Below are 25,341 nucleotides of genomic sequence, written 5' to 3'. Positions count from 1 at the left end.
GATTAAAAATGATCTAATTTGTAATGTAGCTCACACAATAAAACTTAATTTAGCAATCAAAATTGTGTTAAGTTGGATAATAATTTGCTGTCAAAGTTACGACAAGATATAGAGGGAGATGTACGATTCGATAATCTTACCAAGACTATTTATGCTACAGATGCATCAGTATACAGAAAAATACCTTTAGGAGCTGCTTTTCCGAAGTCAGTTGACGATATCAAAAAGATTATAAAGTTTGCGAACGATCAAAACATCGGACTTATACCGAGAACTGCCGGCACATCATTGGCAGGGCAATGTGTAGGCGATGGTTTGGTAGTTGATGTATCTAAGCATTTTACAGAAATCATAAGCTTCGATCAAGATAAAAAGCAAGTAACTGTACAGCCAGGTGTTATTAGAGATGAGCTAAATCAATATTTAAAATCTTTTGGATTGTTCTTTGGCCCTAATACATCAACTTCAAATAGATGTATGATCGGTGGTATGGTGGGTAACAATTCATCGGGTACTACATCTATTCAATATGGGGTTACGCGAGATAAGGTTATCTCGATGAAAACCATTTTGTCAGACGGTAACGAAGCTGAATTTGGTAGAATAACAGCGGCTGAATTTAAACAAAAGCAGCAAGAGAACACACTTGAAGCATCACTTTATAGTAGTTTATTTAAAGAACTAGATAATAAATCAATAGCTTCTGAAATAATAGAGCATTTTCCGAAGCCAGAAATACATAGAAGAAATACAGGTTATGCTGTAGATGAATTATTGAAGTCAGATGTATTCGGTGGTAATTTGCCTTATTTTAACATGGCAGAATTGCTATGTGGGAGTGAAGGAACATTGGCTTTTACTACGGAAATTACAGTTCAATTAGATGATTTACCACCCGCATTGTCTGCAATGGTCGTTACACATTACACCTCTTTAGAAGATTGCTTAATGGATGTGGTACCTGTAATGGAGCACCCGTTGCAGTTGTGTGAAATGATGGATAAGGTCATTTTAGATTGCACCAAGAACAACCGTGCGCAATTGGCGAATCGGTTTTTTGTAGAGGGTGATCCGGCAGCATTGTTAATGCTACAAGTGTCGGCACATACAGAAACTGAGTTGAAAGAGGCTGTTGAATCGTTGCAAAAGACAATTACGAAATCGGGACTCAGTTATGCTAATCCTGTATTATTTGGAGATCAAATACCTAAAGCAATCGAGTTACGTAAAGCGGGTTTAGGTCTGTTAGGGAATATAGTGGGTGATATGAAGGCGGTAGCTTGTATAGAAGATACTGCAGTGGCTTTACCAGATTTAAAAGATTTCATTGCCGAGTTTTCAGAAATCATGAAAGGCTATGGGCAAAGTGCTGTGTATTATGCACATGCCGGTGCTGGTGAATTGCATTTACGACCTATTCTAAACCTTAAGAAATCTACAGATGTTGGGTTGTTTAGAGATATTACCACCGATGTAGCCAAATTGACCAAAAAATATAAAGGTTCTTTTAGTGGAGAGCATGGCGATGGTATTGTACGTGCAGAGTTTATACCATTAATGATCGGGGATAAGAATTATGAACTTCTAAGAAGAATCAAATCTTATTTTGATCCGAAAGGTATATTCAATCCGGGTAAAATTGTGGATGCCTACCCAATGGATAAGTCATTTCGATATGAGGTAAACCGCGAAGAGCCTGAGATTAAGACCTTGATGGATTTTTCTGATAGTGAGGGGATACTTAAGGCGGCTGAAAAATGTAATGGTAGTGGCGATTGTAGAAAGACGCATCATATGAACGGTGGTATGTGCCCTAGTTACCACGCAACCAAAAACGAGAAAGATACTACTAGAGGTAGAGCGAATACTTTAAGAGAGTTTTTGACGAACCCAAATAGTACAGCAAAGAATAGTTTTGATAGTCCTGAAATTAAAGAGGCATTCGACCTTTGCTTAAGTTGTAAGGCTTGTGCAAGTGAGTGCCCTAGTAACGTAGATGTAGCCACTTTAAAAGCAGAGTTTTTATATCAATATCAAGAAGCAAATGGTTATTCTTTACGAGGAAAATTGTTTGCTTACAATACCAAGTTAAACGGATTAGGAAGTAAGGTTTCGGGCTTGACAAACGCGATATATGACTCCAAATTTCTAGGCGGATTGCTGAAAAAAACAAGCGGAGTAGCTAAAGAACGGAGTTTGCCTAAAGTTTATAGCTTTAATTTCAATAAACACCTTCAAAAATATGGTAGTCAAAATATTAAGTCAAAGAAAAAAGTAGTACTATTTATTGATGAATTTACCAAATACCTTGATATTGAAGTAGGTAAAGATGCAATAGAATTATTGACAAAACTTGGTTACGATGTTCAATTGTACTATGCTGAAAGTGGGAGAACATTTCTATCAAAAGGCTTTTTAAAGCAGGCTCAAAAGCTAGCGATTACGAATACCGAAGAATTGAAGAAGTTCGCAGATGCAAGTTTGCCTGTTCTAGGTTTAGAGCCTTCAGCAATCTTATCTTTTAGAGATGAATACAAACGTATGACATCAGATAAAGAGACAGCCCAAAAAATTGCCGACAACTCTTTTTTGATCGAAGAGTTCTTGGCAAAAGAAATTGCAGATGGTAATTTAAGTTCGTCTGATTTTACTGAAGAAGCTAGAGATATAAAAATTCATAATCACTGTCATCAAAAAGCATTGAGTAATCAAAAAGTTACTTTTGATGTATTGAACCTGCCAACAAATTATAAGGTGACCATTATAGCATCTGGTTGTTGCGGTATGGCTGGTTCTTTTGGGTATGAAGAAGAGCATTATGAGACAAGCATGAAAATTGGAGCTCTAAAATTATTCCCTGCAGTGAGCAAATCTAGTCCAGAAACCATCATCGCAGCTAACGGAACAAGTTGTAGACACCAAATATTTGATGGTACAAAGCGAATAGCACAACATCCGGTAAGTATATTGAAAGAAGCTTTGGTAAAGTAGCTAACCTTTAAGTTCGTCTTTTTCTTTTTGGTCGTTTAGTTCTCTTGTCTTGCGTAGTGTAATTGTTTCGATAAGCTCGTTTATGTTCATAGACTTAAGTTCTTCATCCATATAGAATGTGGCAAGCTTGTCATTTTCGTAGCGGTAAAGTTTCCAACGTTTAAAAGAATATTCAAGGGCAGTCATGTGCTTTACCCAATCACCGGAGTTTAGGTAAAGACATTCTCCCTTTTTAGTTTCAAAAAGTTGCTTGTTCGGTGCGTGACTGTGTCCGCAAATGACATGGTCAAAGTGTTGTTTAATAGCCATTTTAGCTACATTTTTTTCAAAAAGTGCTATTTGTTGTGGATCACGCTCTCCATATTCCAATTCCGGATTGGTGAATGGTTTGTTCTTCTTTCCGAATACATGAAGGGTTTTTGTCTTCAGCTTGGCAAGTTTTAAGAGCATATCAAAACCGGTTCCACCAAAATTCAAAAGCCAATGCGAGTGTCTAAATGAAAAATCGAAAATGTCTCCGTGAAAAAACAGTGTATTTTTCCCGTTCAGTTTTAAAGTAAGCCGATTAGAAACTTGTATGGCACCCATATAAATTTCATCAATTTTACGAAAAGGTTCATCGCGGTTACCGGTAATATAATGTACATCGGTACCTTTTGAAGCTAGCGAAAATATTTTCTTAACTACTTTTAGATGGGAGGGAGGAAAGTAATTGTTACGCATTTTCTTTGCGTCTAATATATCGCCATTCAGAATTAAGATTTTAGGGTCAATACTAGATAGGTATGTTAGTAATTCTTCTGCATGGCAGGCATAAGAACCTAAATGAATATCAGAAAGCACAACTATTTCAAGACGTCGTTTTTTCAAGGGGATAAATTTTATGACAAAATTAAACCTATTAGTATATGCACTTACTATATACTTGGTCAACAATTTTTAATCAAAAGGTTAAATAATCTTTATCACAAATAAGTAATGTTAAGCTAATATTATGCGCTTTTTAAATTTTTCAATCCAACGATTAACATTTACCTTTGAAGTCAGTTGAATTGTAAGGTATACAATCAGTATTATATCATTTAGAACATACGTATTATGGCCGGGAACACCTTTGGAAATATATTTAGGGTAAGCACTTTTGGAGAATCTCACGGAAAAGCAATAGGAGGAGTTATAGATGGCTGTCCCTCAGAAATTGAATTAGATTTTGAAGCTATTCAACATGATCTTAATCGTCGTAAACCAGGTCAATCTGCTATTGTTACTCAAAGAAAAGAGCCAGATGAAGTAGAGTTTTATTCAGGAATATTTGAAGGTAAAACTACGGGGACGCCAATAGGTTTTGCTATTCATAATACCAATCAAAAATCTAAAGATTACGGACATATAAAAGATTCTTATAGACCATCGCATGCAGATTATGTGTATGATAAAAAATACGGATTTAGAGATTACCGTGGCGGTGGTAGAAGTTCTGCGCGTGAAACGGCAAGTAGAGTAGTGGCAGGTGCTATTGCAAAACAGTTTTTGAAAGGAGTAGAAATTCAAGCTTTTGTATCTCAAGTAGGTAATATGAGTTTGAATAAACATTATACAGAGTTAGATTTATCTCTAACAGAAACTAACGATGTTCGTTGCCCTGACCCAGAAATGGCAGCTAAAATGGAGGAATATATCAAATCCATTAAAAAAGACGGAGATACTATTGGCGGTATTATTACATGTGTAGCCAAAAATGTACCGATTGGTTTAGGAGAACCGGTTTTTGATAAACTTCATGCCGAATTAGGGAAGGCAATGTTATCTATAAATGCTGTAAAAGGCTTTGAGTATGGTAGTGGTTTTGAAGGTGTAAAGATGAAAGGTAGTGAGCACAACGATCAATTTAATAATGACGGTTCTACAAAAACTAACTATAGTGGTGGTATTCAGGGCGGAATAAGTAACGGAATGGATATCTATTTCAATGTTGCTTTTAAGCCAGTAGCCACGGTTATTCAAGGCTACGAAACAATTGACAAAGAGGGTAATACCATTAAAACACAGGGCAAAGGTAGACACGATCCTTGTGTGGTACCAAGAGCTGTGCCTATAGTTGAAGCGATGACCGCATTGGTTTTGGCAGATTATGCCCTTTTAAACCGTACCATTAAATTATAGGTTTGGTTTTTAGCACTTTTCCCTGCAAAATACTATCTTACTTCCCTAAACTACTTTATATATGAGGAAGCTTGAGTTGCATTGGCAAATTCTAATAGGAATGTTAGCGGGAGTTTTATTTGCTTTAGCCATGGTTCAGCTAGATTGGGGACCAAAATTTATTTCAGATTGGATCAAGCCATTCGGTAATATTTTCATCAACTCGTTAAAGCTTATTGCCGTTCCTCTTATTTTAGGTTCATTGATAAAAGGAGTATCTGATCTTAAGGATATCTCTAAACTTTCTCAAATGGGTGGTCGTACTATAGGTATTTACATCGCTACCACAGTTATCGCCGTTACTATTGGTTTAGGTGTCGTAAACATTGTAAAGCCAGGTGCTTCAATTACAGAGGCTACTAGAACAGAATTAGTTGAGAATTATAAAGGTGATGCTGATGCCATTAAAAATAAGGCAGATAAGCAGCAAGAAGCCGGACCGTTACAAGCATTGGAGGATTTGGTTCCGAGCAATATTTTTGCAGCAGCTTCGGATAACGGAAACATGCTACAAGTTATCTTTTTTGCTATATTTTTTGGAATCGGTTTGATACTTATTCCCGAAGAACAAGCAAGTCCCGTTAAAAAGTTCTTTGACGGCTTCAATGAAGTTATTTTAAAGTTAATCGATTTAATAATGCTCGCTGCACCTTATGGTGTTTTTGCCTTGTTAGCGGCGTTAATTGTAGAATCTCCAAGTCTTGATCTATTTAAAGCACTAGCATGGTATGCCTTCTGCGTAGTTTTAGGCCTATCATTAATGTTATGCGTGTACTTACTAATGGTATGGGTTTTTACAAAAACATCTCCTAGTGCATTTATGAAAGGTATGTCGCCAGCTCAATTACTAGCATTTTCAACGAGTTCAAGCGCAGCAACCTTACCTGTAACCATGGAAAGGGTAGAAGAGCATTTAGGTGTCGATGAAGAAGTAACAAGTTTTGTATTGCCTATCGGTGCAACCATAAATATGGATGGTACCAGCTTATATCAAGCGATTGCGGCTGTTTTTATAGCCCAAGCATTTGGAATGGATTTGAGTTTATCGGCACAATTAGGAATTATTGTTACCGCTACATTAGCTTCAATAGGTAGTGCGGCAGTACCAGGGGCGGGTATGGTTATGCTGGTAATTGTTTTAGCCCAAGCTGGAATTCCTGAGGCGGGGTTAGCATTGATTTTTGCTGTTGATAGACCGTTAGATATGTGTAGAACAGTAATCAACGTGTCAGGCGATGCAACTGTGTCTATGGTTGTTGCAAAATCTCTAGGTAAATTACATGATCCGAAGGTTAAGAATTGGGATGATAATTATAAGCATAAGGAAAATTAGGACTTAACCAAGTCCTAATTTTTTTTAGATTTTTTATCTTTCAACTTATCGGCTGCATCTGTAGCATCTTTAAAATTAAGATCATCATCTACAACATCTTTATAAGCTTGAATCCATGCATTTCTAAATATTCTGGTAACTGTTGGCCACATTTTTGTTTTCACATTGTTTAGATCGCCTTCCACCGGAATTTTTGTTGCTAGGGTATCTTTCTTATGGTTTTTTAAAACAAATTTAAAGAAGCCCACGAATCCTTCCCATAGTGTTTGTAGAAATCCATCATCTTTACCGATTAATTTCGCATTTTTAAGAATGGGCTTAAATGACCCTTTCATATAACCATCGGCAATAGCCAGTTCCCCGAATAAATCGAAAGAACCTTCGTCAAAATCGATTCCAGCATAATAGTTGGTAAAATCATTAAGTGCAATGGCGTTGGCATTTTCTAGGCTAAAAGAAACATCCATGTCAGGAATTTCCTTTACTAAATTCATGTCACCATCTAAAATAACATTTCCATTACCTATAGATGTTGCTGTGGCGTGTATATTTGAGGGTAATGTCCTCGATTTTTCCACTACATTTCGAAGATTAGAGGCTGATAATTGAACGTTAGCTAAGTGTAAATCAATATTTGGATCCGCTTGTAATTGTAAAAAAGCAAATTTTCCATTATTGATTGTTAGCTGGTTAATATCAATGGGTACTAAATCGGTTAATGCCTTCGACCAGTCATCTGTATTTGCTTGACCAGTTGTATCTTGTTGGTCTTCAAAAACGTAAATAATAGTCGGTTCCGACATTTCAATCTCGCTAACTATTTTGCCATGAAAAAGCGCATTCCATTCTACAGAAATATCAGTTTTTTTAAAATCGAGAAACGGAATTTCAGAATTTGCTTTGACCGTGTTCAAGTACATACCATGAATCGTGTAGGCCCCTCGAATAATAGATAGGTCTATATCTTCTACCTGACCATAGTAGCCGGGTATATCTGCAAGAACATTATTTACATAATTCTTTATAAAATAGGGTAGAGAAAGTCTAATAATAACCAATAAGGTTATTATGATAATAGGTAATACATACCTTTTCTTTTTATATATTTTACGTTTAACCTCGCTCATAGTTTACTTTGTAATTAACAAACGGGTAAAAGGTAAATGTTAAAAATCTAACGAACACTATTAGAAACCGTTAGAGGTAAAAGAAATCTGCTTTGAATTAAAATTTGGTGGAAAGGGAGAGCAATAGTAATTATTAAATGAATTTGCTCTTTAATTCTTCTGTAGGTATCATGCAAGCTTCTTTTTTGCCATACCACTTGTATCTATTTGCTGCAACAAAATCGTATACGATATTTCTGAAGGACTCCGGCAACCATAGTAAAATAGTAGATATGGTGTTTAGTCCTTTCAAATCCTTACCAATTTCAAGGGCTGCGGTAGATTTGGTATAGTAGGCAATATTCGGTTCTATAAGAATAATGGAATCAACCTCATTAGTGTCGATATTACGTTCGTTCAATAATTTTTTTCCAGTTTCACTTTGAATGGCAGCGTATCTAAAAACATCATTTTTATCTCGTTTTATGGCAAATTGAACACTGTTGTTGCATAAGTTGCAAACACCATCGAAAAGAATGATTTTTTTATTTGAATTCACACTGCAAAATTAAAACAATATTTAATCAACATCTCACAACATTTTTATAATATCCTATCAGAATATAACTGATAAAAACCCAAAATTTAAATCTAGTATTATACTTTAAACTAAAATAAAATCGTATACGATTTTCCGTAACCAACTAAAAATCAGTATTATTTTTTTCTTTCAACCAGTTCTAACTGATCCACACTTACGTTGGTGGTAAAAATGCCATAGTTAACTATAGCCTTACCTTTTTCTAGTGAATCTATGCTGCCTACGGCTTTACCATCAAGCATTCGAACGCGATCACCGATAGTAAATACTGGTCTTGGTTTATTCTTTTCCTTGAAAATTGCTTTCTTCTTTTCAACTTTCTTTTTCTCGCGAATAACCTTAACCTCTTCTTGAACTTCTTGCGCAACAGCTACTTTTTTAGCTCTTTCTGCTTTTGCTTGGTTAGCAGTTTTCTTCGTTCGTTTACTATTCTCTGTCTCAACGATTCTTAATAGTTCTGAAACTAAAGGGCGCTTTTTATTATCTTGAAAATACTTGTCTGCCGCGACATTTACCTTATTTCCTAGCTGGATCATGCGCTGATCATGGTCGTAGAGTTCTTGATAGTTCTCTAACTTAGATTTGACCTTTGCATTCAACTTTTCTAAGCGCTGACCTTCTTCTCGAGCTCTAATTTCCTCTTCTTTTAGTCGAGAACCTGTTTCAGCCATTTTACTACGTTCTTTCTGTAGTTTGGCTATTGTTGCATCGAAACGAACTTTTCCACGTTCAATTTTTTTCTTTGCTTTGTTGATAAGAGAGTAAGGTATACCGTTCTTTTGGGCAACTTCAAATGTGAAAGAACTACCAGCTTGACCTAAAATCAATTGAAAAGTAGGCTCTAATGTTTTTCCGTCGAAAAGCATATTTGCATTCGTAACATGTGGTAATTCGTTGGCAAGTGCTTTTAAATTGGCATAGTGTGTTGTAATTACGCCATAAGAACCACGTTCGTAAAAAACTTCTAAGAACGCCTCTGCCAAAGCACCACCTAATTCCGGATCACTACCAGTACCAAATTCATCGATTAAGAATAAAGTATCGCCATCGCAACGCTTTAGAAATTGGTTCATGTTTTTTAATCGGTAACTATACGTACTTAAATGATTTTCAATGCTTTGGTTGTCACCGATGTCCGTCAAAATTTTCTTAAAGAAACAGACCTCACTTCTTTCGTGAACGGGAATCAACATACCACTTTGAAGCATTACTTGAAGTAACCCAATCGTTTTAAGCGTAATACTTTTACCACCTGCATTGGGTCCGGATATCACAATAATCCTATTCTCAGCGTGTAATTCAATGGTTTGTGGATACGTTTTTTCGCCCTTTCGCTTATTATTTAAAAATAACAGCGGGTGGTAGGCATCTCGCAGATATAATCTGTTATTTGAATTTATATTTGGTAATAGAGCATCGATATCTTCCGCGTGCTTTGCTTTGGCAGCAATGACATCCACTTGCGTCAAATAAACTTGATAATCGCTTAAAAGAGCTCTAAATGGTCTTATTTGACTTGTTAATTGCTTGAGAATACGTTGAACTTCTTCCTTCTCTTCAAATTCCAGATTATTAAGCTCGCGACTATATTTTAAGGCAGCTTCAGGTTCTATGTAAACAATGCTTCCGGTCTTTGAAGTTCCCATTACGGCACCTTTTACCTTCTTGCGATACATTGCCTTTACTGCTAATACACGTCTATTTTCAACGACAGATTCTCTAATTTCATCTAGGTAATCAGAAGAATTATAGGTATTTAGGGCAGTTCCAAAACTTTGGCTAATCTTTCCGCGTACCAGATTAATTTGTCTTCTTATTGAAAATAATTGATCAGATGCATTGTCTTTTACTTCACCGAAACGGTCAATGACATCATTGATTAAATTCGGAATATGATTGTTTGGCTCAAGTTTTAAGGCAAATTCAAAAAATAAAGGATAATATTCCTTGAATTTTTTAAAGAATTTCTGATGTTGCTCAACAGTAATGCAAATACCAGCAATTCTTTTAAATCCTTGAAGTTCTAAAGTCGTGTTCTCAATTTTAAGCAGCTTTAGATCATTATTTATGCTATCGAAACCGTGATTGGGAATCCGGTTTTCACTAATTAAAGATGAAAGATACTCCGCCGTTTTTCCCAATTCGATTTTTATAACTTCTTCGGTTATAAAAGGGGCGATTTCCATTGCTGCTTCTTTACCTAGTTCGGTATTGCAACGAGCAGATACTTGTTTTAATACAGATGGAAATTCTAAGTCTTGTAATGTTTTGGAATGTATGTTAGCCACGATATGCTTTAGTAAGCTACAAAGGTACGCATTGACAATGAATTGTAATAAGGGCAGATGAGCTTAGATAAATAATCGTTAACTAGTTAAAATGAGTGTACGTATAAAATAAAATACGGATAGATAACTGAACTAACCATTGCTTAAACCTAATCAAATATTAACTTTGAAGATGTCAAACATCTAAGGGGAGAATAATGAATATCAGGTTGAATGCTAGTTGGGAAAATCAATTAAAAGGTGAATTTGATAAACCCTATTTTATGAATTTAATGCAGTTTGTGGCGCGGGAATATGAACAGCATACCTGTTACCCGAATAGTACCGATATCTTTGCTGCATTCGATGCATGTAGTTTTGAAAATGTAAAAGTCGTGATCATAGGTCAAGATCCCTATCATGGTCCTGATCAAGCAAATGGTTTATGTTTTTCGGTAAAAGATGGCATTAAGCATCCGCCTTCATTAATTAATATTTTTAAAGAAATAGAGACAGATTTAAGTATCTGTTATTCAGAAAGCGGTAATCTTGAGCGATGGGCAGCGCAAGGCGTTTTGCTACTAAACGCTACGCTTACGGTGAGGGCTCATGAACCTGGTAGTCACCAAAAACAAGGTTGGGAGGTATTTACCGATACCGTGATTTCAAAACTATCTGAGAATAGAGAACAAATAATTTTTATGCTTTGGGGCGGTTATGCCAAGAAAAAAGCAAAACTTATAGATGCGAATAAGCATTATTTATTGACCTCTGGTCATCCTTCTCCGTTAAGTGCCAATCGAGGATATTGGTTCGGAAACAAACATTTTTCATCTTGTAATAAAATTTTAGAAGATTTAGGCAATAAAATTATAGCCTGGTAAGTTAGATACTTATTAAAGCTTTAAATTTAGATTGTGCTTTGGGGCACAATAGTAGTTAACAACATAAACAACAACTCAAATGAATAACTTAGAAAGGCTAAATACTATTTTATTGGTAGACGATGATGATGCGAGTAACTTTTTACATTCCATCTTTATCAATAAACTGGACATGGATGTGAATATTAATTCTGCCCTTAATGGTCAAGAAGCCATTGATTTTATTCTAGGTAAAGGTCAAGAGCAATTAGAATTGCCATGTATGGTCATGTTAGACTTAAGAATGCCTGTTATGGACGGGTGGCAGTTTATGAATGCTTATGAGGAGTTGGTTCCTAAAAAGCTAAAAGATCAGATTACTATTGTTTTGGTAACGATAAGTGATAACAAAGAGGATAAAGAACGTGCTATCGCCAATAAATATATCGCCGATTTCGCTCAAAAACCTCTATCTGATGAAACGTTCAAAGCGTTAATTCAAAAGCATTACAGCTTAGCTACTATTTAAATCATCTAAGAATATCGGATACCGGAATTGATTTTTCTATTAAAGTCAATTCCTTCAGGGTATGTTGAACTTTGGTCAACGTACGTTCTGGTAGTTGTTTCTGGCTCCATTCTGTCAGTTGTAACCATTCTTGAATATCTTCTAATTTTTGATTATACCTATTTGCTAAAGTCGAATCAATACGTGGAATTTGTTTAAAATCAGCCGTATACATATTGATGACTTCAAGTATATGGTTCAAAACTCCCTCGTTTTCCTTTAAAAAATCTTTTGTTCCTACCAATACAAAACACGGCCATGGCGTAGGGCAGTTACCTAAATGCCTAAATACACCACTATCTACAAGAGGCTTTGTAGTAAAACGCTCCCACATAAAATAGTCGGCACTACCGGACGACAACCCTTCAACGGCTCCGTCTAAATTATTTACTAAATCGAATTTTAAATTTTCAGTGTCCCAGCCCATTTCTGTTGCTTGAACATAAGACATGAGGTGGCTACCGCTACCAAATCTGCTTATTGCCGCAGTAGTGCCCTTTAAATCGCTCAAAGAAGTATATGAACTATTCGCGTCAACATGAATTCCCCATAAAAGCGGAGAAGCAATGTATTCTTGAATAATTTTAACCTGATTACCTTCAGTAATACTTTTTACGATTCCCTCAGTTAAGATTATAGCAAGGTCGGTTTCTTTGTTTTTAAGCATTTCGCTCATTCTACCTGTACCTTCAGGGACTTCTGTCCATTCTAAGTTGATACCTCTTTCTTCAAAAGCACCTTCTTCTATAGCTAAGTGCCAAGGAAGATTAAAATGTTCTGGTACACCAATAATCTTAACAGTCTTCATCTAATTTATTTTTAAGGTAATCGTAAATGGCATATTGAGAGCGTATTTTTTCTTGATTAGCAGTTTGCTCTACCCTTTTATTGGAGTTTTCCACATCTAAAACACGGGCCTTCTGGTTATCATTAAGCTGTAATGTCAAAATATGTTTTAATTCATCAAAAATATCAGGGTCTAAAATAGGCGTCAATACTTCAATTCGCCTATCTAAGTTGCGCGTCATCCAATCAGCAGAACCGATGTACATTAATTCATTTCCTCCATTTTCAAAAAGGTAAATTCTACCATGTTCCAAATAGCGATCCACAATGCTGGTAATGTAAATATTGTCTTTCATTCCCTCGTTTAGATTGTCTTTAGCTGTTAGATAACAACAAAAGCCTCTAATTATAAGGCGAACATCAACACCAGCATTTACTGCTCGGTATAGAGCCTTAATCATATTAGAATCTTCAAGACTGTTCATTTTAGCGGTAATGGCAGCTTTTTTGCCTTCACGAGCAGCATTGATTTCGTTTTGAATGAGATTTAAGAATGTAATTCTAGTGGTAAATGGCGAGACCATCAATCGTTTCAGTTTCGGTACGAATATTTTACGCTCTAAAACTTGAAATACTTGACCTAAATCTTTAGTTATTTTTTTATCAGCAGTAAAGAGTCCGTGGTCGCAATAAATTTTTGATGTTTTAGCATTGAAATTACCCGTGCATATGTAAGCATATCGTTTTACTTTATCATCTTCATTACGGTAAACCATGGCAATCTTAGAATGCACCTTGACCTGCGGGATACTAAAAATGACCTTAGCACCTTTCTCTTCAAAAATGCGCCCCCATTTAATATTGTTGGCTTCATCGAAACGAGCTTGAGCTTCAACAAATAGGGTGACTTTCTTGTTATTGTCCAGAGCAGTTATAATGGCATCTGCCAGTGACGAAGACTTTGCAATGCGGTAAATCGTCATCTTAATGGCGCTTACTTGTGAATCGGTAGCCGCTTCAGTAAGTAAATCTTCGACCACTTTAAAATCATGATACGGAAAATGTACCAATTGGTCTTTTTTAGCAATAGTGTCAAAGATATTATCACTGTTTGATAATTCTTTATGTGGTAGTGCCGGTTTTGCTTGGTATTGCAAGTGTTCAGTACCTTCTGGAAGGGGAAAAGAAAAGAAATCAGATAAATTATGATAGGTGCCACCAGGGGATAGATCAACGAATCCCAATTTAAAATCATTTTTAAGGGCGTCGATTAGCCAGTTGGGCATCGATTCGTCGTAAAGTAACCTGGTCGCCTGACCTGATAATCTTTTATCTAAAGAATTATATATTTTCTCGACCAATTCAATATCAGAATAGTCGTCTTCTAAATAAAGCTCGGCATCTCTAGATAACTTAATCGAAAAACAATCAATAACTTCTTTATTAGGCAGTAGCCTTTTAATATTGAGCTTAATAACATCATCTATAAATGTAAATTGATGTCCTTCGCCTGGTAAGCGTATAAAACGCTCTTGATCCGTAGGTATTTTAACAACACTGTAAGCGTGATTAGGGTGTGTAACTACCAAATATATAGCGGCATCTGTTAATTCATCTTTTATTTCGTGTAAAGCGCAAGATGCTTTTATCGTTTCATCGAATACCGATGCTAAAAATTGTTTTTGTTCTTGTGTAAAATTTGACGTATTCCGAAAAAAGATACTGTGGTCTTCAAGTTCAGCTAAAGTGCTTGCAATTACTTTTCCGAATTGAATTTGGTGTTCATTGATCGTTTTTAGAATATGCTGTAACGTGCTATTCGCTTTAAACATTAGTTTTTTGCGAAATTTCTTATCTAACTGTTTAATTTGACGCAATTGCGATACTCGTACCTTGAAGAACTCATCTAGGTTAGAGGAAAATATGGCCAAGAATTTTAATCTTTCTAATAAAGGGGTATCCTTATTTTCAGCTTCAAGTAAAACACGTTCATTAAAGTAGAGCCAATTAATATCTCTATGCTTTAAGTTTTCTTTTTTCATGCTAAAATTTCAGTAAAAATAAGAAGTACCAGAGTAAGAAAGTGATAAATGTTTGTTAAGCCAATTTTTTCAAGCATAATTCAATAAGCTTATCGACAGATTCGGTAGGTGTAGCAGAAAATTCGCAAGTAGATCTATTTGCTACAATACAATTTAACGATACTGCTTCATGACCTAATAGCTGTGCAAGTGCATAAATACCCGAAGTTTCCATCTCAAGATTGGTCAATTTTAAGTCCTTGTAACTGAATGTAGATAATTTCTCCATCAATTCCATTTGGCTAGGCTTTATTCTCAATTGACGTTGCTGCGGACCATAAAAGCCGGTATTTGTTGCTGTAAAGCCTAATCGTATACGATTATCAACAAACAATTCACCTAGTTTTTCAGAGTACGAGAGCACATATGGTCTCGCTTTGTAAGCATCCCAAGAAGTATGTGCTATAAATTCATCTTCTATTTCAGGAAAGTTGATTTTATCATGCTCGTAGAAATGTAAAAGTCCGTCAAAACCGATAGAATATTTACTGATCAAAAATGTGTCAATAGGAATATCAGGTTGAATGGCACCGGTAGTACCTATTCGTATAATATTTAAAGTAGTATGATTCGCTTTAAGTGTTCTGGTCTTTAAATCAATATTTACCAACGCATCAAGTTCGTTTATAACAATATCGATATTGTCTGTACCGATACCTGTAGAAATTACAGAGATACGCTTACCGTTCAAATGACCGGTATGGGTATGAAATTCACGTTTACCTTTTTTTACCTCAATAGTGTCGAAATGACGAGATACTTGGCTCACCCTATCTGGGTCGCCAACGGTAATTACGGTAGTTGCAATATCTTCTGGTAATAAATTAAGATGGTAGATACTACCATCTTCGTTGATGATAAGCTCAGCAGGCTTTAATTGCATGCTATAATTTTAAAATTCTGTTAGTAGAAGTATTATATAAGAAATTGTATTTCAATGCGCCTCCTAAATACACATCGTTGTCTTGAATACAAGAGTAGTAGCTGGTTTTGCCTTCTAGAATCTCCTTGCCTTTTTTAGATATGCGAACAGGGTTCAAACTAGTAATTAAAGGTTTTAATCTAGTTAATGCACGGTCGTACTGTGTGTCTGAAAAACCTAGGTTACCTTGGTTTTTAAGTAAGATATCCATGTATTCGGTTTTCGATTTTGGCTTTTTATCTACCGCTAACTTTAAAATGGTATTTTCCATTTCATTTAAACCGTTGTTGATACTTGGAAAACGTTTTAAGTGAGATTTAACGGCATCACCAAGATAGTCGAACTGATAATCTTTAAAATCTGTTAAATTCTCTAATCGAATAGGGTTATTGCTGCAGTATAACTGCCACACATAATCAGCATATTCGGTATCATCTTGAGTTAATACCTTTTTATTATTGTAAAGATCTAATAACTGTTCGTTAGAAAGCTCATTGAGGCTATACATTTTATCTGTTTCGTCTTCATTACCGCTACAGACCAAAGATATTTGGGCATATTTTCTGTGGGTAAGCAGCCAACTGATGACAGCTAGCATATTCACTTGACAAAAAAGATCATACTCGAACCAAAGAACGATATGATCCTGCTGTTTATGGCTACACAACGACCTATATTCTTTTAAGGTCTTTTCAATAAACCAAGATTTTGAGACTTTATAGTTTTTATGAAGAAACTCGAATCGAGCTTTCCAAAAGGTTTCTGTACCTACGGTTGGTAATGTTTGACCTTCACAAAGCATTTCGCGCCAAGTAATGACATCACCACCTAAATTTAATTTTTGAAGACGTTCGGTGAAAACATCCCCATTGGTAATGTGCAAGAGAGAACTCATACCAGGTTTGATTTAGTTTGATTAGAATAAAAATAATACTAATAACAACGTTAAAAAATTATTTAACAGAAAACAAATGGAACTTTAAATGTAAATTATTTTACTAAACTATCCACCTACACGCTTGACTGCGAAACCTTTATCTTTAAGTAGTGCCATGATTTTATCGCGATAATCGCCTTGAATAATAATTTTATTATCCTTAAAACTACCGCCAACACTTAATTTGGTCTTTAATTCTTTAGCTAACTTTTTAAAATCTTCATCGGCGCCGGTATAACCTTCTAAGATGGTAATAGGTTTACCCTTTCGCTTTTCGTACTTGCAAATGATGGGGTCATCTTGAAGCCAAATGTCTTTTTCTGTTTCATTTTCAACCGGAACATCTTCTTGTTCGTGATCAGGAAATAAATTTTTTAACTGGTCTTTAAGGTCCATAGTGGTTATTTTTTAATTAACCCTAGTTCGATTAAGCGCTCATGAAGAAATTCACCTGCAGTAATATCAGTATAAAGTTTAGGGTGTTCTTCATCAATACAGTTCTCTAAACAATTTAAAGGCATTTCGCTAACTGGGTGCATGAAAAATGGCACCGAATATCTTGATGTTCCCCATAATTCTTTTGGAGGATTCACCACTTGATGAATAGTCGATAAAAGTTTGTTGTTTGTTAGTCTAGATAACATATCCCCAACATTGATCATTAATTGATCGGGTCTTGCGATAGCATCTACCCATTCACCTTCGTGGTTTTGAACTTGTAATCCTTTACCATGTGCTCCCATTAACAGCGTTATTAGATTAATATCACCATGAGCTGCAGCTCTAACTGCGTTTTTAGGCTCAGAGGTAATTGGTGGGTAATGTATTGGGCGCAATATTGAATTTCCGTTTTTGATAAATTCGTCAAAGTAGAATTCATCAAGATTTAAATGAAGGGCTAAGGCACGCAAAACATATTTAGCTGTTTTTTCTAACATCTTATAGGTTTCTTCTCCAACTTTATTAAACTGTGGTAATTCTTTTACCATCACATTAGCTGGGTATTCCTTTTCTAATTCATCATTATCCTCCACATACTGTCCGAAATGCCAAAATTCTTTTAAATCGCCTTCTTTTCTACCTTTTGCATGTTCCTTGCCGAAAGAAGTATAACCACGTTGACCGCCTATTCCTTCAATTTGGTAACCATCTTTTACTTCGCCGGGCAAATCAAAGAAATCTTTAATTTCAGCATATAAAGAATCTACTAACTTGTCTGAAAGAAAGTGACCACCTAAGGCAACAAAGCCAATTTCTTCAAAGGCTTTTCCAATTTCATCAATAAATTTTTGTTTTCTTTTTGGGTCGTCAGAAAGAAAATCGGATAAATCTACACTAGGTACTAAGCTCATATTTTAAAGAATTTACGTAAAATTAATAATTATTGTGGATTTACAAGCCTTGTTATAATCTATACTTTTTATTTGCTTTTTTGTTACATTTATATTTTAATAGTCAAAATTGACCAAATCAATGAATTACACCGATTTTAAAGTAGCTGACGATATAAAATTAAAGCTATATAAATCAATGCTTAAACCTCGAATGATTGAGGAAAAGATGTTGATTCTTCTAAGACAGGGTAAAATATCTAAATGGTTTAGCGGCATAGGTCAAGAGGCAATTTCTGTAGGTGTTACTACTGCATTGAGTAGTGATGAGTACATTTTACCTATGCATAGAAATTTAGGTGTATTTACTGCAAGAGAGATTCCTTTATGTAGACTGTTCGCACAATGGCAAGGTAAGGCAAGCGGATTCACCCAAGGAAGAGACCGTAGCTTTCATTTTGGCACACAAGATTATAAGATCGTTGGTATGATATCGCACTTAGGTCCGCAATTAGGTGTGGCAGATGGTATAGCCTTAGCTCATAAATTAAAATATGAAAAGAACGTAACTGCCGTATTTACTGGAGAAGGCGCGACAAGTGAGGGTGATTTTCATGAAGCATTAAATGTCGCTTCTGTCTGGAATTTACCAGTTCTTTTCTGTGTAGAGAATAATGGTTACGGGCTGTCAACGCCAACCAATGAGCAATTTAAGTGTGAACATATCGCAGATAAGGGTGTAGGATACGGAATGGAGTCTCATATAATAGATGGTAATAACATATTAGAGGTCTATTACAAGGTTTCGGAATTGGTTCGGGATATGAGAATAAATCCGAGACCTATTTTGTTAGAATTTAAAACATTTCGCATGCGCGGACATGAGGAGGCAAGTGGAACAAAATATGTACCCCAAGAGCTTTTAGATGTTTGGGCAGAGAAAGATCCATTAGAAAATTTTACGCAGTATTTGATAAGTGAAAGACTCTTGACGGAAAATAGTATAGCTACTTATAAAGAGGAAATACAAGTTGAAATCGACGAAAATTTAAAATTAGCCCTTGAAGAAGAGGCAATTATACCAGATCAAAGTAAAGAATTAAGTGAGGTATATCAAAATTTTGATTTAGTAAAGATTGAGCCTGGTAATTCTGTAAATAATATTCGTTTGGTAGATGCTATTTCTGAAGGATTAAGGCAGTCGATGCAAAAATTTGATAACCTAGTTATCATGGGGCAAGATGTTGCAGAATATGGTGGTGTGTTCAAAATAACGGAAGGCTTCGTAAACGAATTTGGTAAAGAGCGCGTTCGCAATACACCTATATGTGAATCGGCAATTGTATCTGCGGCAATGGGCTTATCTATCAATGGTATGAAGGCGGTTATGGAAATGCAATTTGCCGATTTCGCCAGTAGCGGCTTTAACCCAATTGTCAACTATTTAGCTAAAAGTTACTATAGATGGGGAGAGAAAGCAGATGTTGTAATTCGTATGCCTTGTGGAGGCGGAGTATCTGCCGGACCGTTTCATTCACAAACAAATGAAGCTTGGTTTACCAAAACTCCCGGATTAAAAGTGGTATATCCCGCATTCCCATATGATGCGAAAGGGTTGTTGACAACAGCTATAGAAGATCCAAATCCTGTTTTGTTTTTTGAACATAAGGGATTGTATAGAAGTTTATATCAAGATGTGCCAGCTGATTATTACACGTTGCCTTTAGGTAAAGCAAGTTTGTTAAAACAAGGTGATCAAATTACGATTGTCACTTACGGTGCAGGAGTACATTGGGCTTTAGAAACTTTAGAAAAGAACACCGATATTCGTGCCGATTTGTTGGATCTAAGAAGTTTACAACCTTTAGATACGATAGCGATTTATGAATCTGTACAGCGTACAGGAAAATTAATTATTTTACAGGAAGACAGCCTTTTTGGGGGAATAGCAAGTGATATATCGGCGATGGTAATGGAGAATTGTTTTCAATACTTAGATGGTCCTATAAAAAGGGTGGGTAGTTTAGAAACGCCGATACCTTTTAATACCAAGCTTGAAGAGCAATATTTATCCAAGTCTAGGTTCGAATCTGAATTAAAAGAACTAATAGCATATTAGTAAACTATCTTATAAAATGTCTATCCGTCCTTATTAAATGAACAATTATTAGAATTCGGGGTATATATCTAAACATTATAATCTCGATTATTGAGTAAACCCGTCAACAAATTTGTTAAAAGAGGTAATAGGTACAATTATTTAGCAGCATCTTTGTGTGGTAATTGGTCGAATATTTAAAATGTATCCATCCAAAAAATACCATTAAACGTATATAGATCAAACCTAAATAAATTTACTTATGAAAAAAATGATTTGGCTTTTTAGTATCGTACTTGTAATATCTTCATGTTCAGTGTCAAAAGATGCGAGAGGAAAGAGAAATTTGCTAAGTGGCACATGGACATTAAACGATGTTTCCTTTGAGGGTAATACAGGCAATGTAAAGGCGGTATTATTTAATGACGTAGAAGATATTTGTCTAGAAGGTAGCGAATGGTTCTTTAGAGATAACAATAGTACCGGTAGATACACTATTAATCAATCTACATTTTGTACCGGTGGAGACCGTTATATTAGATGGTCTGTTGTAGAACGTGAAGAAAATTACACTAGCCAGTTACAATTTAAATTCATTAATGAAAAAAATCAAGATATTTCTGGTGGTGCAGGTTATCGTTTAAACATCGAGAACTTGACCGAATCGGCAATGACATTAAAATCTAATGTCATGGTCGAAGGTGCCCCTATAAATGTGGTGTATCAATTCAGTAAAAAATAATAACCTACTTAAATTTAAAATAAGCATATGAAAACAATGATAATTCGAAGAACTAGTTATGTAATCGCTCTTGCCATGGTAATGAGCTGCAGTACGGTTAAAAATGCAAATAAAACTCAAAAAGGTGCTGTTATAGGCGCTACGGGTGGTGCCGTAATCGGTGGTGTTTTAGGTAACAACGTTGGTAGTGGTAATAATACTGCTCTTGGTGCAATTTTAGGTGCAGCCATAGGTGGTGCAGCCGGTGGTTATATCGGTAATAGAATGGACCGTCAAGCAGAACGTATCGAAGAAGAAATACCTGGTGCAGAAGTAAAGCGTGTAGGTGAAGGTATCAATGTTACATTTAATGAAGATGCGGGTGTATATTTCGATACCAATAAATCTAATGTTCAAGGTACATCTGCAACAACATTAAATAAACTAGTTGGTATTTTTAAAGAGTACCCACAATCTAATATTTTAGTAGAAGGGCATACTGATAGTGCTGGTGCCGATGAATATAACCTTACCCTTTCAAAACAAAGAGCAGAATCTGTTACTAATTATTTAATTAGTCAGGGTATCGATGCAAGCCGATTTGATACCAAGTGGTATGGCGAAACGCAACCTGTTGGAGATAATACGACTACTGCAGGTAAAGCTAAGAACAGACGTGTTGAATTAGCTATTGTTGCAAGTGAGTCTTTAAAACAGGAAGCACAGACAAAGACAAACTAAGAACTATATATTATGGTTTAGCGTTAAAATAAAAGCCCTGCATATGCAGGGCTTTTTTGTTTTTGGTGTAACTTTCATGCAGTGAAAGCACACGGCATACTTATTATAGGAGGCGGATTAGCGGGTTTGACTGCTGCTATTCATTTGGCTTCGGAAGGATTGGATGTTGCCGTGATTGAAATGCAGCCATATCCCCATCATAAGGTGTGTGGAGAATATGTCTCAAAAGAAGTCGATCCTTATCTAAAACGGTTAGGGGTAGATTTAAAAGTTTTTGGAGCTGTAGATATTTCGAAATTTCAGATAAGTACATTAGACGGATTCATTATTGAGACCGATTTGCCATTAGGCGGATTCGGAATAAGCAGGTTTGCTTTTGATCAGCTTTTATGTACAAGGGCAATCGAGCTAGGGGTTACTTTTTACTTTGAAAAAGTAATTAATACAGCCTACGACAATAATCGGTTTACAATTAGTACTAAATCTAATACCTACACCTCAAAAATAGCCATCGGCGCTTATGGTAAGCGCTCTGTTCTAGATAAGAAAATGGAGCGGGCGTTTAGTGATAAAAAACAATCTTGGTTGGCTGTGAAGTCCCATTACAAAATGGCTGATTTTCCTGATGCGCTGGTAGGTTTACATAATTTCGAAGGCGGTTATGGCGGATTGTCAAAGACGGAAACAGGAGATGTCAATTTCTGTTATTTGGTTAATTATAATAGTTTCAAAAAATTTAAGGATATCAGTAGTTTTAACTCCAACGTAATAGCAGTAAATCCATTTCTGAATAAGTTTTTAGAAAATGCCGAACCTATTTTCGAGCAACCTATGACAATTGCCCAGATTGCATTTGATAGAAAAGAAAGTGTCGTTGGTCATATGCTAATGTGTGGTGATACTGCAGGGCTCATTCATCCGCTTTGCGGTAATGGTATGGCGATGGCTATTCATAGTGCTAAGATTGCTTCAGAATTGACATTGCGCTTTTTTAATGACCCAAAATATACGCGTGAGCTTTTGGAACGAGATTATAAAAAATCATGGTCAAAGGAATTTAGTAATCGATTATGGTTCGGGAGAAGATTACAGGGTGTATTAATGAATAAAACATTAGTTTCAATGGGAATTAAATCCGTCGGAAAATCAAAATCAATACTAAAATTTATCATTTCAAAAACCCATGGACAACTGATTTCATAATGGTAGATTTTAAGCAAAGAAGTTCAGACATTGAGATAATGGATACCTTTTTGGGTACTACAACTGAACTAGAAACTATACTTCAAGATATTAATAGGGTAAATAAACTATTAGGGGGTTATAGTATTACTTTAAGTGCTGTTTTTGAGCTGATTGGTTCAGGAATTAAAAAATCGTATACGATTTTAGATATGGGTTGTGCCGAAGGAACCATGCTAAGAAAGCTTGCAGATGAAGCCAGAAAGAGGAATATTACAGTAAATTTAATAGGCGTAGATTTTAATGAACAAGGTTTACAGTTAGCACAGCAATATTCAACCGATTATCCTGAGATAAGTTACTTGAATACCGATATTTTAAAAACTGATTTTTCTGAATGGAATATTGATGTGGTCATGACGACGTTGACATTGCATCATTTTACAGATGAGGGTGTACTGCAATTTGTAAATCGTTTTGTAGAAATAGCAAAGTTGGGTGTCGTCATAAATGATTTGGAACGGAGTCCCGTTGCGTATTATTTATTCAAGGCATTCAGTTTCTTCTTTATAAAAACTGAGATTGCCAAGAAAGACGGACTTTTATCTATACGAAGGGCGTTTAAAAAGGAAGAATTAGAGCATTTTGCTCGTCAGGTTACAACCGCATCACACCATATTCAATGGAAATGGGCTTTTAGATATATATGGGTTTTAAAAAAGAAGTAGTAGATTGAAGATTAAGAATAATTATGAATCACACAAAAATTGTTAGCGTTACCAAAGAATTACCCGCGTTTTATAGAGATACAAAAGATATCATTCCACTAGTAGAGTTTTGGCTAAGCGGTCAAGAAGAACGTTTTTCACGAAAAGTGGTAAAGATTTTTGAAGGTGCAGCAGTAGATAGGCGGTATTCCATTATGCCACCTGAAGAAGTGTTCGTAACCACCTCTTTTGAAGATAAAAATAAAATATATAGTAGGGAGGCCAAACGTATGGGTTCGAATGTGCTCAGAAATGCCTTGCAGAAAAGTAATTGGGACGCTTCAACTATCGATTATATTATTACCGTTAGTTGTACCGGTATTATGATTCCGTCTTTAGATGCCTATTTAATTAATGAATTGGGGTTGCGACAAGATGTGGTAAGATTGCCAGTTACAGAAATGGGTTGCGCTGCGGGAGTTTCGGGACTCATCTATGCACACAACTTTTTAAAGTCAAATCCTGGTAAGCGTATTGCTTTGGTTGCAGTAGAGAGTCCCACTGCCACATTTCAGCTAGAAGATTATTCCATGGCAAATATGGTAAGTGCAGCAATTTTTGGAGATGGTGCGGCATGTGTGTTGCTATCTTCAGAAGCAGATGCTGTCGGTCCAAAAATCATAGGTGAAGAAATGTATCACTTTAAAGATGCAACACAGATGATGGGATTTGATTTGACCAATCACGGATTAAAAATGATTCTTGATCCTGCTGTACCCGAAACAATTTCAAATCATTTTGCTGATATTGTACATCCTTTCTTAGAAAAGTACGGTAGTAATATTCAGAATGTAGACCATTTAATTTTTCATCCCGGAGGAAAGAAAATAGTGCAAACCGTAGAATCACTTTTTGGTGCCTTAGGCAAGAATATTGATGATACAAGAGAAGTTTTAAGACTTTATGGAAATATGAGTAGTGCCACTGTTTTATACGTGTTAGAACGTTTTTTAGAAAAAGATATATCAGAAGGCGAACAGGGTTTGATATTAAGTTTTGGTCCTGGTTTTTCGGCTCAACGTGTATTGATAGAATGGTAGTATAATCAAATAACAACTATGAAAAATACCTATTGGGCTTTGATTTTAGGAGGAAGTAGTGGACTCGGATTAGCTACGGCGAAGAAATTGGCTAAACACGGTTATCATATACTCATTCTTCACCGAGATCGACGTACAGATATGGAAGTTATAGAAATGGCGTTTAATGAAATTCGGTCTTATGGTAATGAAGTTATTGGCATGAATGTAGATGCTTTGAATGCAGGTAAGCGAGCAGAAATACTTACTGATATTCATGAAAAGTTACCTGAAGGGCATCAAATAAAAGTATTGATACATAGCGTAGCCAAAGGAACACTAAAACCCATGTATTCAGAAAACGGACCTACATTGACCGATACCGATTTTAGAATCACTTTTGATGCCATGGCTTTGAGTCTCTACGATTGGACAAAGGCTTTGGTGGAAGCCAAACTTTTTGCAGAAGATACTAGGGTAATATCGTTTACAAGTGAAGGTAATACGAAAGCATTGCCAAATTACAGTGCAGTTTCGGTAGCTAAAGTAGCTTTAGAAGCATTGACCAGAAGCATGGCATTAGAATTTGCACCGATCGGTATAAAAGCGAATTGCATACAGGCAGGTATTACTATGACTAAATCATTATCTATGATTCCCGGTTATGAGAAAATCAAAGAAAATGCATTAAAGAGGAATCCGAATAATCGGTTAACAAATCCCGAAGACGTTGCAAATGCAGTGTATTTACTAACGACTGATGAAGCAAAATGGATTACGGGTACTGTTATTAAAGTTGATGGTGGCGAAAGTTTAATATAAGGT

General features: G+C 35.8%; 22 protein-coding genes. 12 read left to right on the top strand and 10 right to left on the bottom strand.

What is annotated here, in order from left to right; genetic code table 11:
* Window positions 1-72 precede the first annotated feature (72 nt).
* Window positions 73-2,991, top strand: coding sequence for an FAD-binding and (Fe-S)-binding domain-containing protein (locus ACPF9A_RS21250; RefSeq protein WP_424000261.1), 2,919 nt, complete (start codon window positions 73-75; stop codon window positions 2,989-2,991).
* On the opposite strand, the gene ACPF9A_RS21245 is transcribed toward ACPF9A_RS21250, so the two are convergent.
* The gene (locus tag ACPF9A_RS21245) at window positions 2,992-3,861 is read right to left on the bottom strand and encodes a UDP-2,3-diacylglucosamine diphosphatase (RefSeq protein WP_424000259.1); all 870 of its coding nucleotides are present in this window, start codon (window positions 3,859-3,861) and stop codon (window positions 2,992-2,994) included.
* A 228-nt stretch (window positions 3,862-4,089) separates the two neighbouring features.
* Between ACPF9A_RS21245 and aroC the strand changes: the two genes are divergently transcribed.
* On the top strand, window positions 4,090-5,154 hold the full coding sequence (aroC, locus tag ACPF9A_RS21240; protein ID WP_424000257.1) for a chorismate synthase: 1,065 nt from the start codon (window positions 4,090-4,092) through the stop codon (window positions 5,152-5,154).
* A 61-nt stretch (window positions 5,155-5,215) separates the two neighbouring features.
* Window positions 5,216-6,526, top strand: coding sequence for a dicarboxylate/amino acid:cation symporter (locus tag ACPF9A_RS21235; RefSeq protein WP_424000255.1), 1,311 nt, complete (start codon window positions 5,216-5,218; stop codon window positions 6,524-6,526).
* Window positions 6,527-6,540: 14 nt separating this feature from the next.
* Here the strand turns inward: ACPF9A_RS21235 and ACPF9A_RS21230 are convergent, their stop codons facing one another.
* The 3 genes from ACPF9A_RS21230 to ACPF9A_RS21220 form a co-directional block, all read right to left on the bottom strand.
* Window positions 6,541-7,653 (bottom strand): DUF748 domain-containing protein, encoded by a 1,113-nt coding sequence (locus ACPF9A_RS21230; protein WP_424000253.1) that lies wholly within the window; start codon window positions 7,651-7,653, stop codon window positions 6,541-6,543.
* A 133-nt stretch (window positions 7,654-7,786) separates the two neighbouring features.
* Window positions 7,787-8,191: a thiol-disulfide oxidoreductase DCC family protein gene (locus tag ACPF9A_RS21225; RefSeq protein WP_424000251.1), complete on the bottom strand. Its 405-nt coding sequence runs from the start codon at window positions 8,189-8,191 to the stop codon at window positions 7,787-7,789.
* A gap of 158 nt (window positions 8,192-8,349) precedes the next feature.
* Window positions 8,350-10,521, bottom strand: coding sequence for an endonuclease MutS2 (locus tag ACPF9A_RS21220; protein ID WP_424000249.1), 2,172 nt, complete (start codon window positions 10,519-10,521; stop codon window positions 8,350-8,352).
* A gap of 197 nt (window positions 10,522-10,718) precedes the next feature.
* On the opposite strand from ACPF9A_RS21220, the gene ung reads away from it, so the two are divergent.
* Together ung and ACPF9A_RS21210 are read left to right on the top strand one after the other, a co-directional pair.
* On the top strand, window positions 10,719-11,384 hold the full coding sequence (ung, locus tag ACPF9A_RS21215; RefSeq protein WP_424000247.1) for a uracil-DNA glycosylase: 666 nt from the start codon (window positions 10,719-10,721) through the stop codon (window positions 11,382-11,384).
* Window positions 11,385-11,463: 79 nt separating this feature from the next.
* On the top strand, window positions 11,464-11,892 hold the full coding sequence (locus ACPF9A_RS21210) for a response regulator (protein ID WP_424000245.1): 429 nt from the start codon (window positions 11,464-11,466) through the stop codon (window positions 11,890-11,892).
* Window position 11,893: 1 nt separating this feature from the next.
* Here the strand turns inward: ACPF9A_RS21210 and ACPF9A_RS21205 are convergent, their stop codons facing one another.
* The 6 genes from ACPF9A_RS21205 to ACPF9A_RS21180 all read right to left on the bottom strand — a co-directional run bounded on the left by ACPF9A_RS21205 (window position 11,894) and on the right by ACPF9A_RS21180 (window position 18,009).
* Complete coding sequence (locus tag ACPF9A_RS21205) at window positions 11,894-12,739, bottom strand: substrate-binding domain-containing protein (protein WP_424000243.1); 846 nt, start codon at window positions 12,737-12,739, stop codon at window positions 11,894-11,896.
* Window positions 12,726-14,759 carry a polyphosphate kinase 1 gene (gene ppk1, locus ACPF9A_RS21200; RefSeq protein ID WP_424000241.1) on the bottom strand — a complete coding sequence of 678 codons (2,034 nt, stop codon included), beginning with the start codon at window positions 14,757-14,759 and terminating at the stop codon, window positions 12,726-12,728. Before ppk1 ends, ACPF9A_RS21205 begins: the two co-directional genes overlap by 14 nt.
* Window positions 14,760-14,814: 55 nt before the next feature.
* Window positions 14,815-15,681: a nucleoside phosphorylase gene (locus tag ACPF9A_RS21195; protein WP_424000239.1), complete on the bottom strand. Its 867-nt coding sequence runs from the start codon at window positions 15,679-15,681 to the stop codon at window positions 14,815-14,817.
* Between the two features lies 1 nt (window position 15,682).
* Window positions 15,683-16,615: a DUF1835 domain-containing protein gene (locus tag ACPF9A_RS21190; RefSeq protein ID WP_424000237.1), complete on the bottom strand. Its 933-nt coding sequence runs from the start codon at window positions 16,613-16,615 to the stop codon at window positions 15,683-15,685.
* A 108-nt stretch (window positions 16,616-16,723) separates the two neighbouring features.
* The gene (locus ACPF9A_RS21185; protein ID WP_424000235.1) at window positions 16,724-17,053 is read right to left on the bottom strand and encodes a translation initiation factor; all 330 of its coding nucleotides are present in this window, start codon (window positions 17,051-17,053) and stop codon (window positions 16,724-16,726) included.
* Between the two features lie 5 nt (window positions 17,054-17,058).
* Window positions 17,059-18,009, bottom strand: coding sequence for an isopenicillin N synthase family dioxygenase (locus ACPF9A_RS21180; RefSeq protein ID WP_424000233.1), 951 nt, complete (start codon window positions 18,007-18,009; stop codon window positions 17,059-17,061).
* Between the two features lie 121 nt (window positions 18,010-18,130).
* On the opposite strand from ACPF9A_RS21180, the gene ACPF9A_RS21175 reads away from it, so the two are divergent.
* The 7 genes from ACPF9A_RS21175 (at window position 18,131) to ACPF9A_RS21145 (ending at window position 25,338) form a co-directional block, all read left to right on the top strand.
* Window positions 18,131-20,107, top strand: a complete 1,977-nt coding sequence (locus ACPF9A_RS21175) for an alpha-ketoacid dehydrogenase subunit alpha/beta (protein ID WP_424000231.1) — start codon at window positions 18,131-18,133, stop codon at window positions 20,105-20,107.
* A 241-nt stretch (window positions 20,108-20,348) separates the two neighbouring features.
* Window positions 20,349-20,828: a lipocalin family protein gene (locus ACPF9A_RS21170; RefSeq protein ID WP_424000229.1), complete on the top strand. Its 480-nt coding sequence runs from the start codon at window positions 20,349-20,351 to the stop codon at window positions 20,826-20,828.
* A gap of 27 nt (window positions 20,829-20,855) precedes the next feature.
* Entirely contained in the window at window positions 20,856-21,548 is a 693-nt protein-coding gene (locus tag ACPF9A_RS21165; RefSeq protein ID WP_424000227.1) for an OmpA family protein, read from the top strand.
* Between the two features lie 81 nt (window positions 21,549-21,629).
* Window positions 21,630-22,751 carry an NAD(P)/FAD-dependent oxidoreductase gene (locus ACPF9A_RS21160; protein ID WP_424000225.1) on the top strand — a complete coding sequence of 374 codons (1,122 nt, stop codon included), beginning with the start codon at window positions 21,630-21,632 and terminating at the stop codon, window positions 22,749-22,751.
* Entirely contained in the window at window positions 22,751-23,458 is a 708-nt protein-coding gene (locus ACPF9A_RS21155; protein WP_424000223.1) for a methyltransferase domain-containing protein, read from the top strand. Before ACPF9A_RS21160 ends, ACPF9A_RS21155 begins: the two co-directional genes overlap by 1 nt.
* Before the next feature lie 23 nt (window positions 23,459-23,481).
* Window positions 23,482-24,537 carry a type III polyketide synthase gene (locus ACPF9A_RS21150; protein WP_424000221.1) on the top strand — a complete coding sequence of 352 codons (1,056 nt, stop codon included), beginning with the start codon at window positions 23,482-23,484 and terminating at the stop codon, window positions 24,535-24,537.
* An 18-nt stretch (window positions 24,538-24,555) separates the two neighbouring features.
* On the top strand, window positions 24,556-25,338 hold the full coding sequence (locus ACPF9A_RS21145) for an SDR family oxidoreductase (protein ID WP_424000219.1): 783 nt from the start codon (window positions 24,556-24,558) through the stop codon (window positions 25,336-25,338).
* Window positions 25,339-25,341 lie beyond the last annotated feature (3 nt).

The organism is Maribacter sp. IgM3_T14_3, assembly GCF_049603095.1.
Taxonomy (GTDB): domain Bacteria; phylum Bacteroidota; class Bacteroidia; order Flavobacteriales; family Flavobacteriaceae; genus Maribacter.
Note: the sequence above shows the minus strand (reverse complement) of the source record. Positions and strands in the feature narration are given on the sequence as shown.

Excerpts from the sequence above, each read along its gene's own strand:
- aroC (WP_424000257.1), top strand. The coding sequence starts at position 4,090 with ATGGCCGGGAACACCTTTGGAAATATATTTAGGGTAAGCACTTTTGGA.
- ACPF9A_RS21235 (WP_424000255.1), top strand. The coding sequence starts at position 5,216 with ATGAGGAAGCTTGAGTTGCATTGGCAAATTCTAATAGGAATGTTAGCG.
- ACPF9A_RS21230 (WP_424000253.1), bottom strand. The coding sequence starts at position 7,653 with ATGAGCGAGGTTAAACGTAAAATATATAAAAAGAAAAGGTATGTATTA.
- ung (WP_424000247.1), top strand. The coding sequence starts at position 10,719 with ATGAATATCAGGTTGAATGCTAGTTGGGAAAATCAATTAAAAGGTGAA.
- ACPF9A_RS21210 (WP_424000245.1), top strand. The coding sequence starts at position 11,464 with ATGAATAACTTAGAAAGGCTAAATACTATTTTATTGGTAGACGATGAT.
- ACPF9A_RS21205 (WP_424000243.1), bottom strand. The coding sequence starts at position 12,739 with ATGAAGACTGTTAAGATTATTGGTGTACCAGAACATTTTAATCTTCCT.
- ppk1 (WP_424000241.1), bottom strand. The coding sequence starts at position 14,759 with ATGAAAAAAGAAAACTTAAAGCATAGAGATATTAATTGGCTCTACTTT.
- ACPF9A_RS21195 (WP_424000239.1), bottom strand. The coding sequence starts at position 15,681 with ATGCAATTAAAGCCTGCTGAGCTTATCATCAACGAAGATGGTAGTATC.
- ACPF9A_RS21190 (WP_424000237.1), bottom strand. The coding sequence starts at position 16,615 with ATGAGTTCTCTCTTGCACATTACCAATGGGGATGTTTTCACCGAACGT.
- ACPF9A_RS21185 (WP_424000235.1), bottom strand. The coding sequence starts at position 17,053 with ATGGACCTTAAAGACCAGTTAAAAAATTTATTTCCTGATCACGAACAA.
- ACPF9A_RS21180 (WP_424000233.1), bottom strand. The coding sequence starts at position 18,009 with ATGAGCTTAGTACCTAGTGTAGATTTATCCGATTTTCTTTCTGACGAC.
- ACPF9A_RS21175 (WP_424000231.1), top strand. The coding sequence starts at position 18,131 with ATGAATTACACCGATTTTAAAGTAGCTGACGATATAAAATTAAAGCTA.
- ACPF9A_RS21170 (WP_424000229.1), top strand. The coding sequence starts at position 20,349 with ATGAAAAAAATGATTTGGCTTTTTAGTATCGTACTTGTAATATCTTCA.
- ACPF9A_RS21165 (WP_424000227.1), top strand. The coding sequence starts at position 20,856 with ATGAAAACAATGATAATTCGAAGAACTAGTTATGTAATCGCTCTTGCC.
- ACPF9A_RS21155 (WP_424000223.1), top strand. The coding sequence starts at position 22,751 with ATGGTAGATTTTAAGCAAAGAAGTTCAGACATTGAGATAATGGATACC.
- ACPF9A_RS21150 (WP_424000221.1), top strand. The coding sequence starts at position 23,482 with ATGAATCACACAAAAATTGTTAGCGTTACCAAAGAATTACCCGCGTTT.
- ACPF9A_RS21145 (WP_424000219.1), top strand. The coding sequence starts at position 24,556 with ATGAAAAATACCTATTGGGCTTTGATTTTAGGAGGAAGTAGTGGACTC.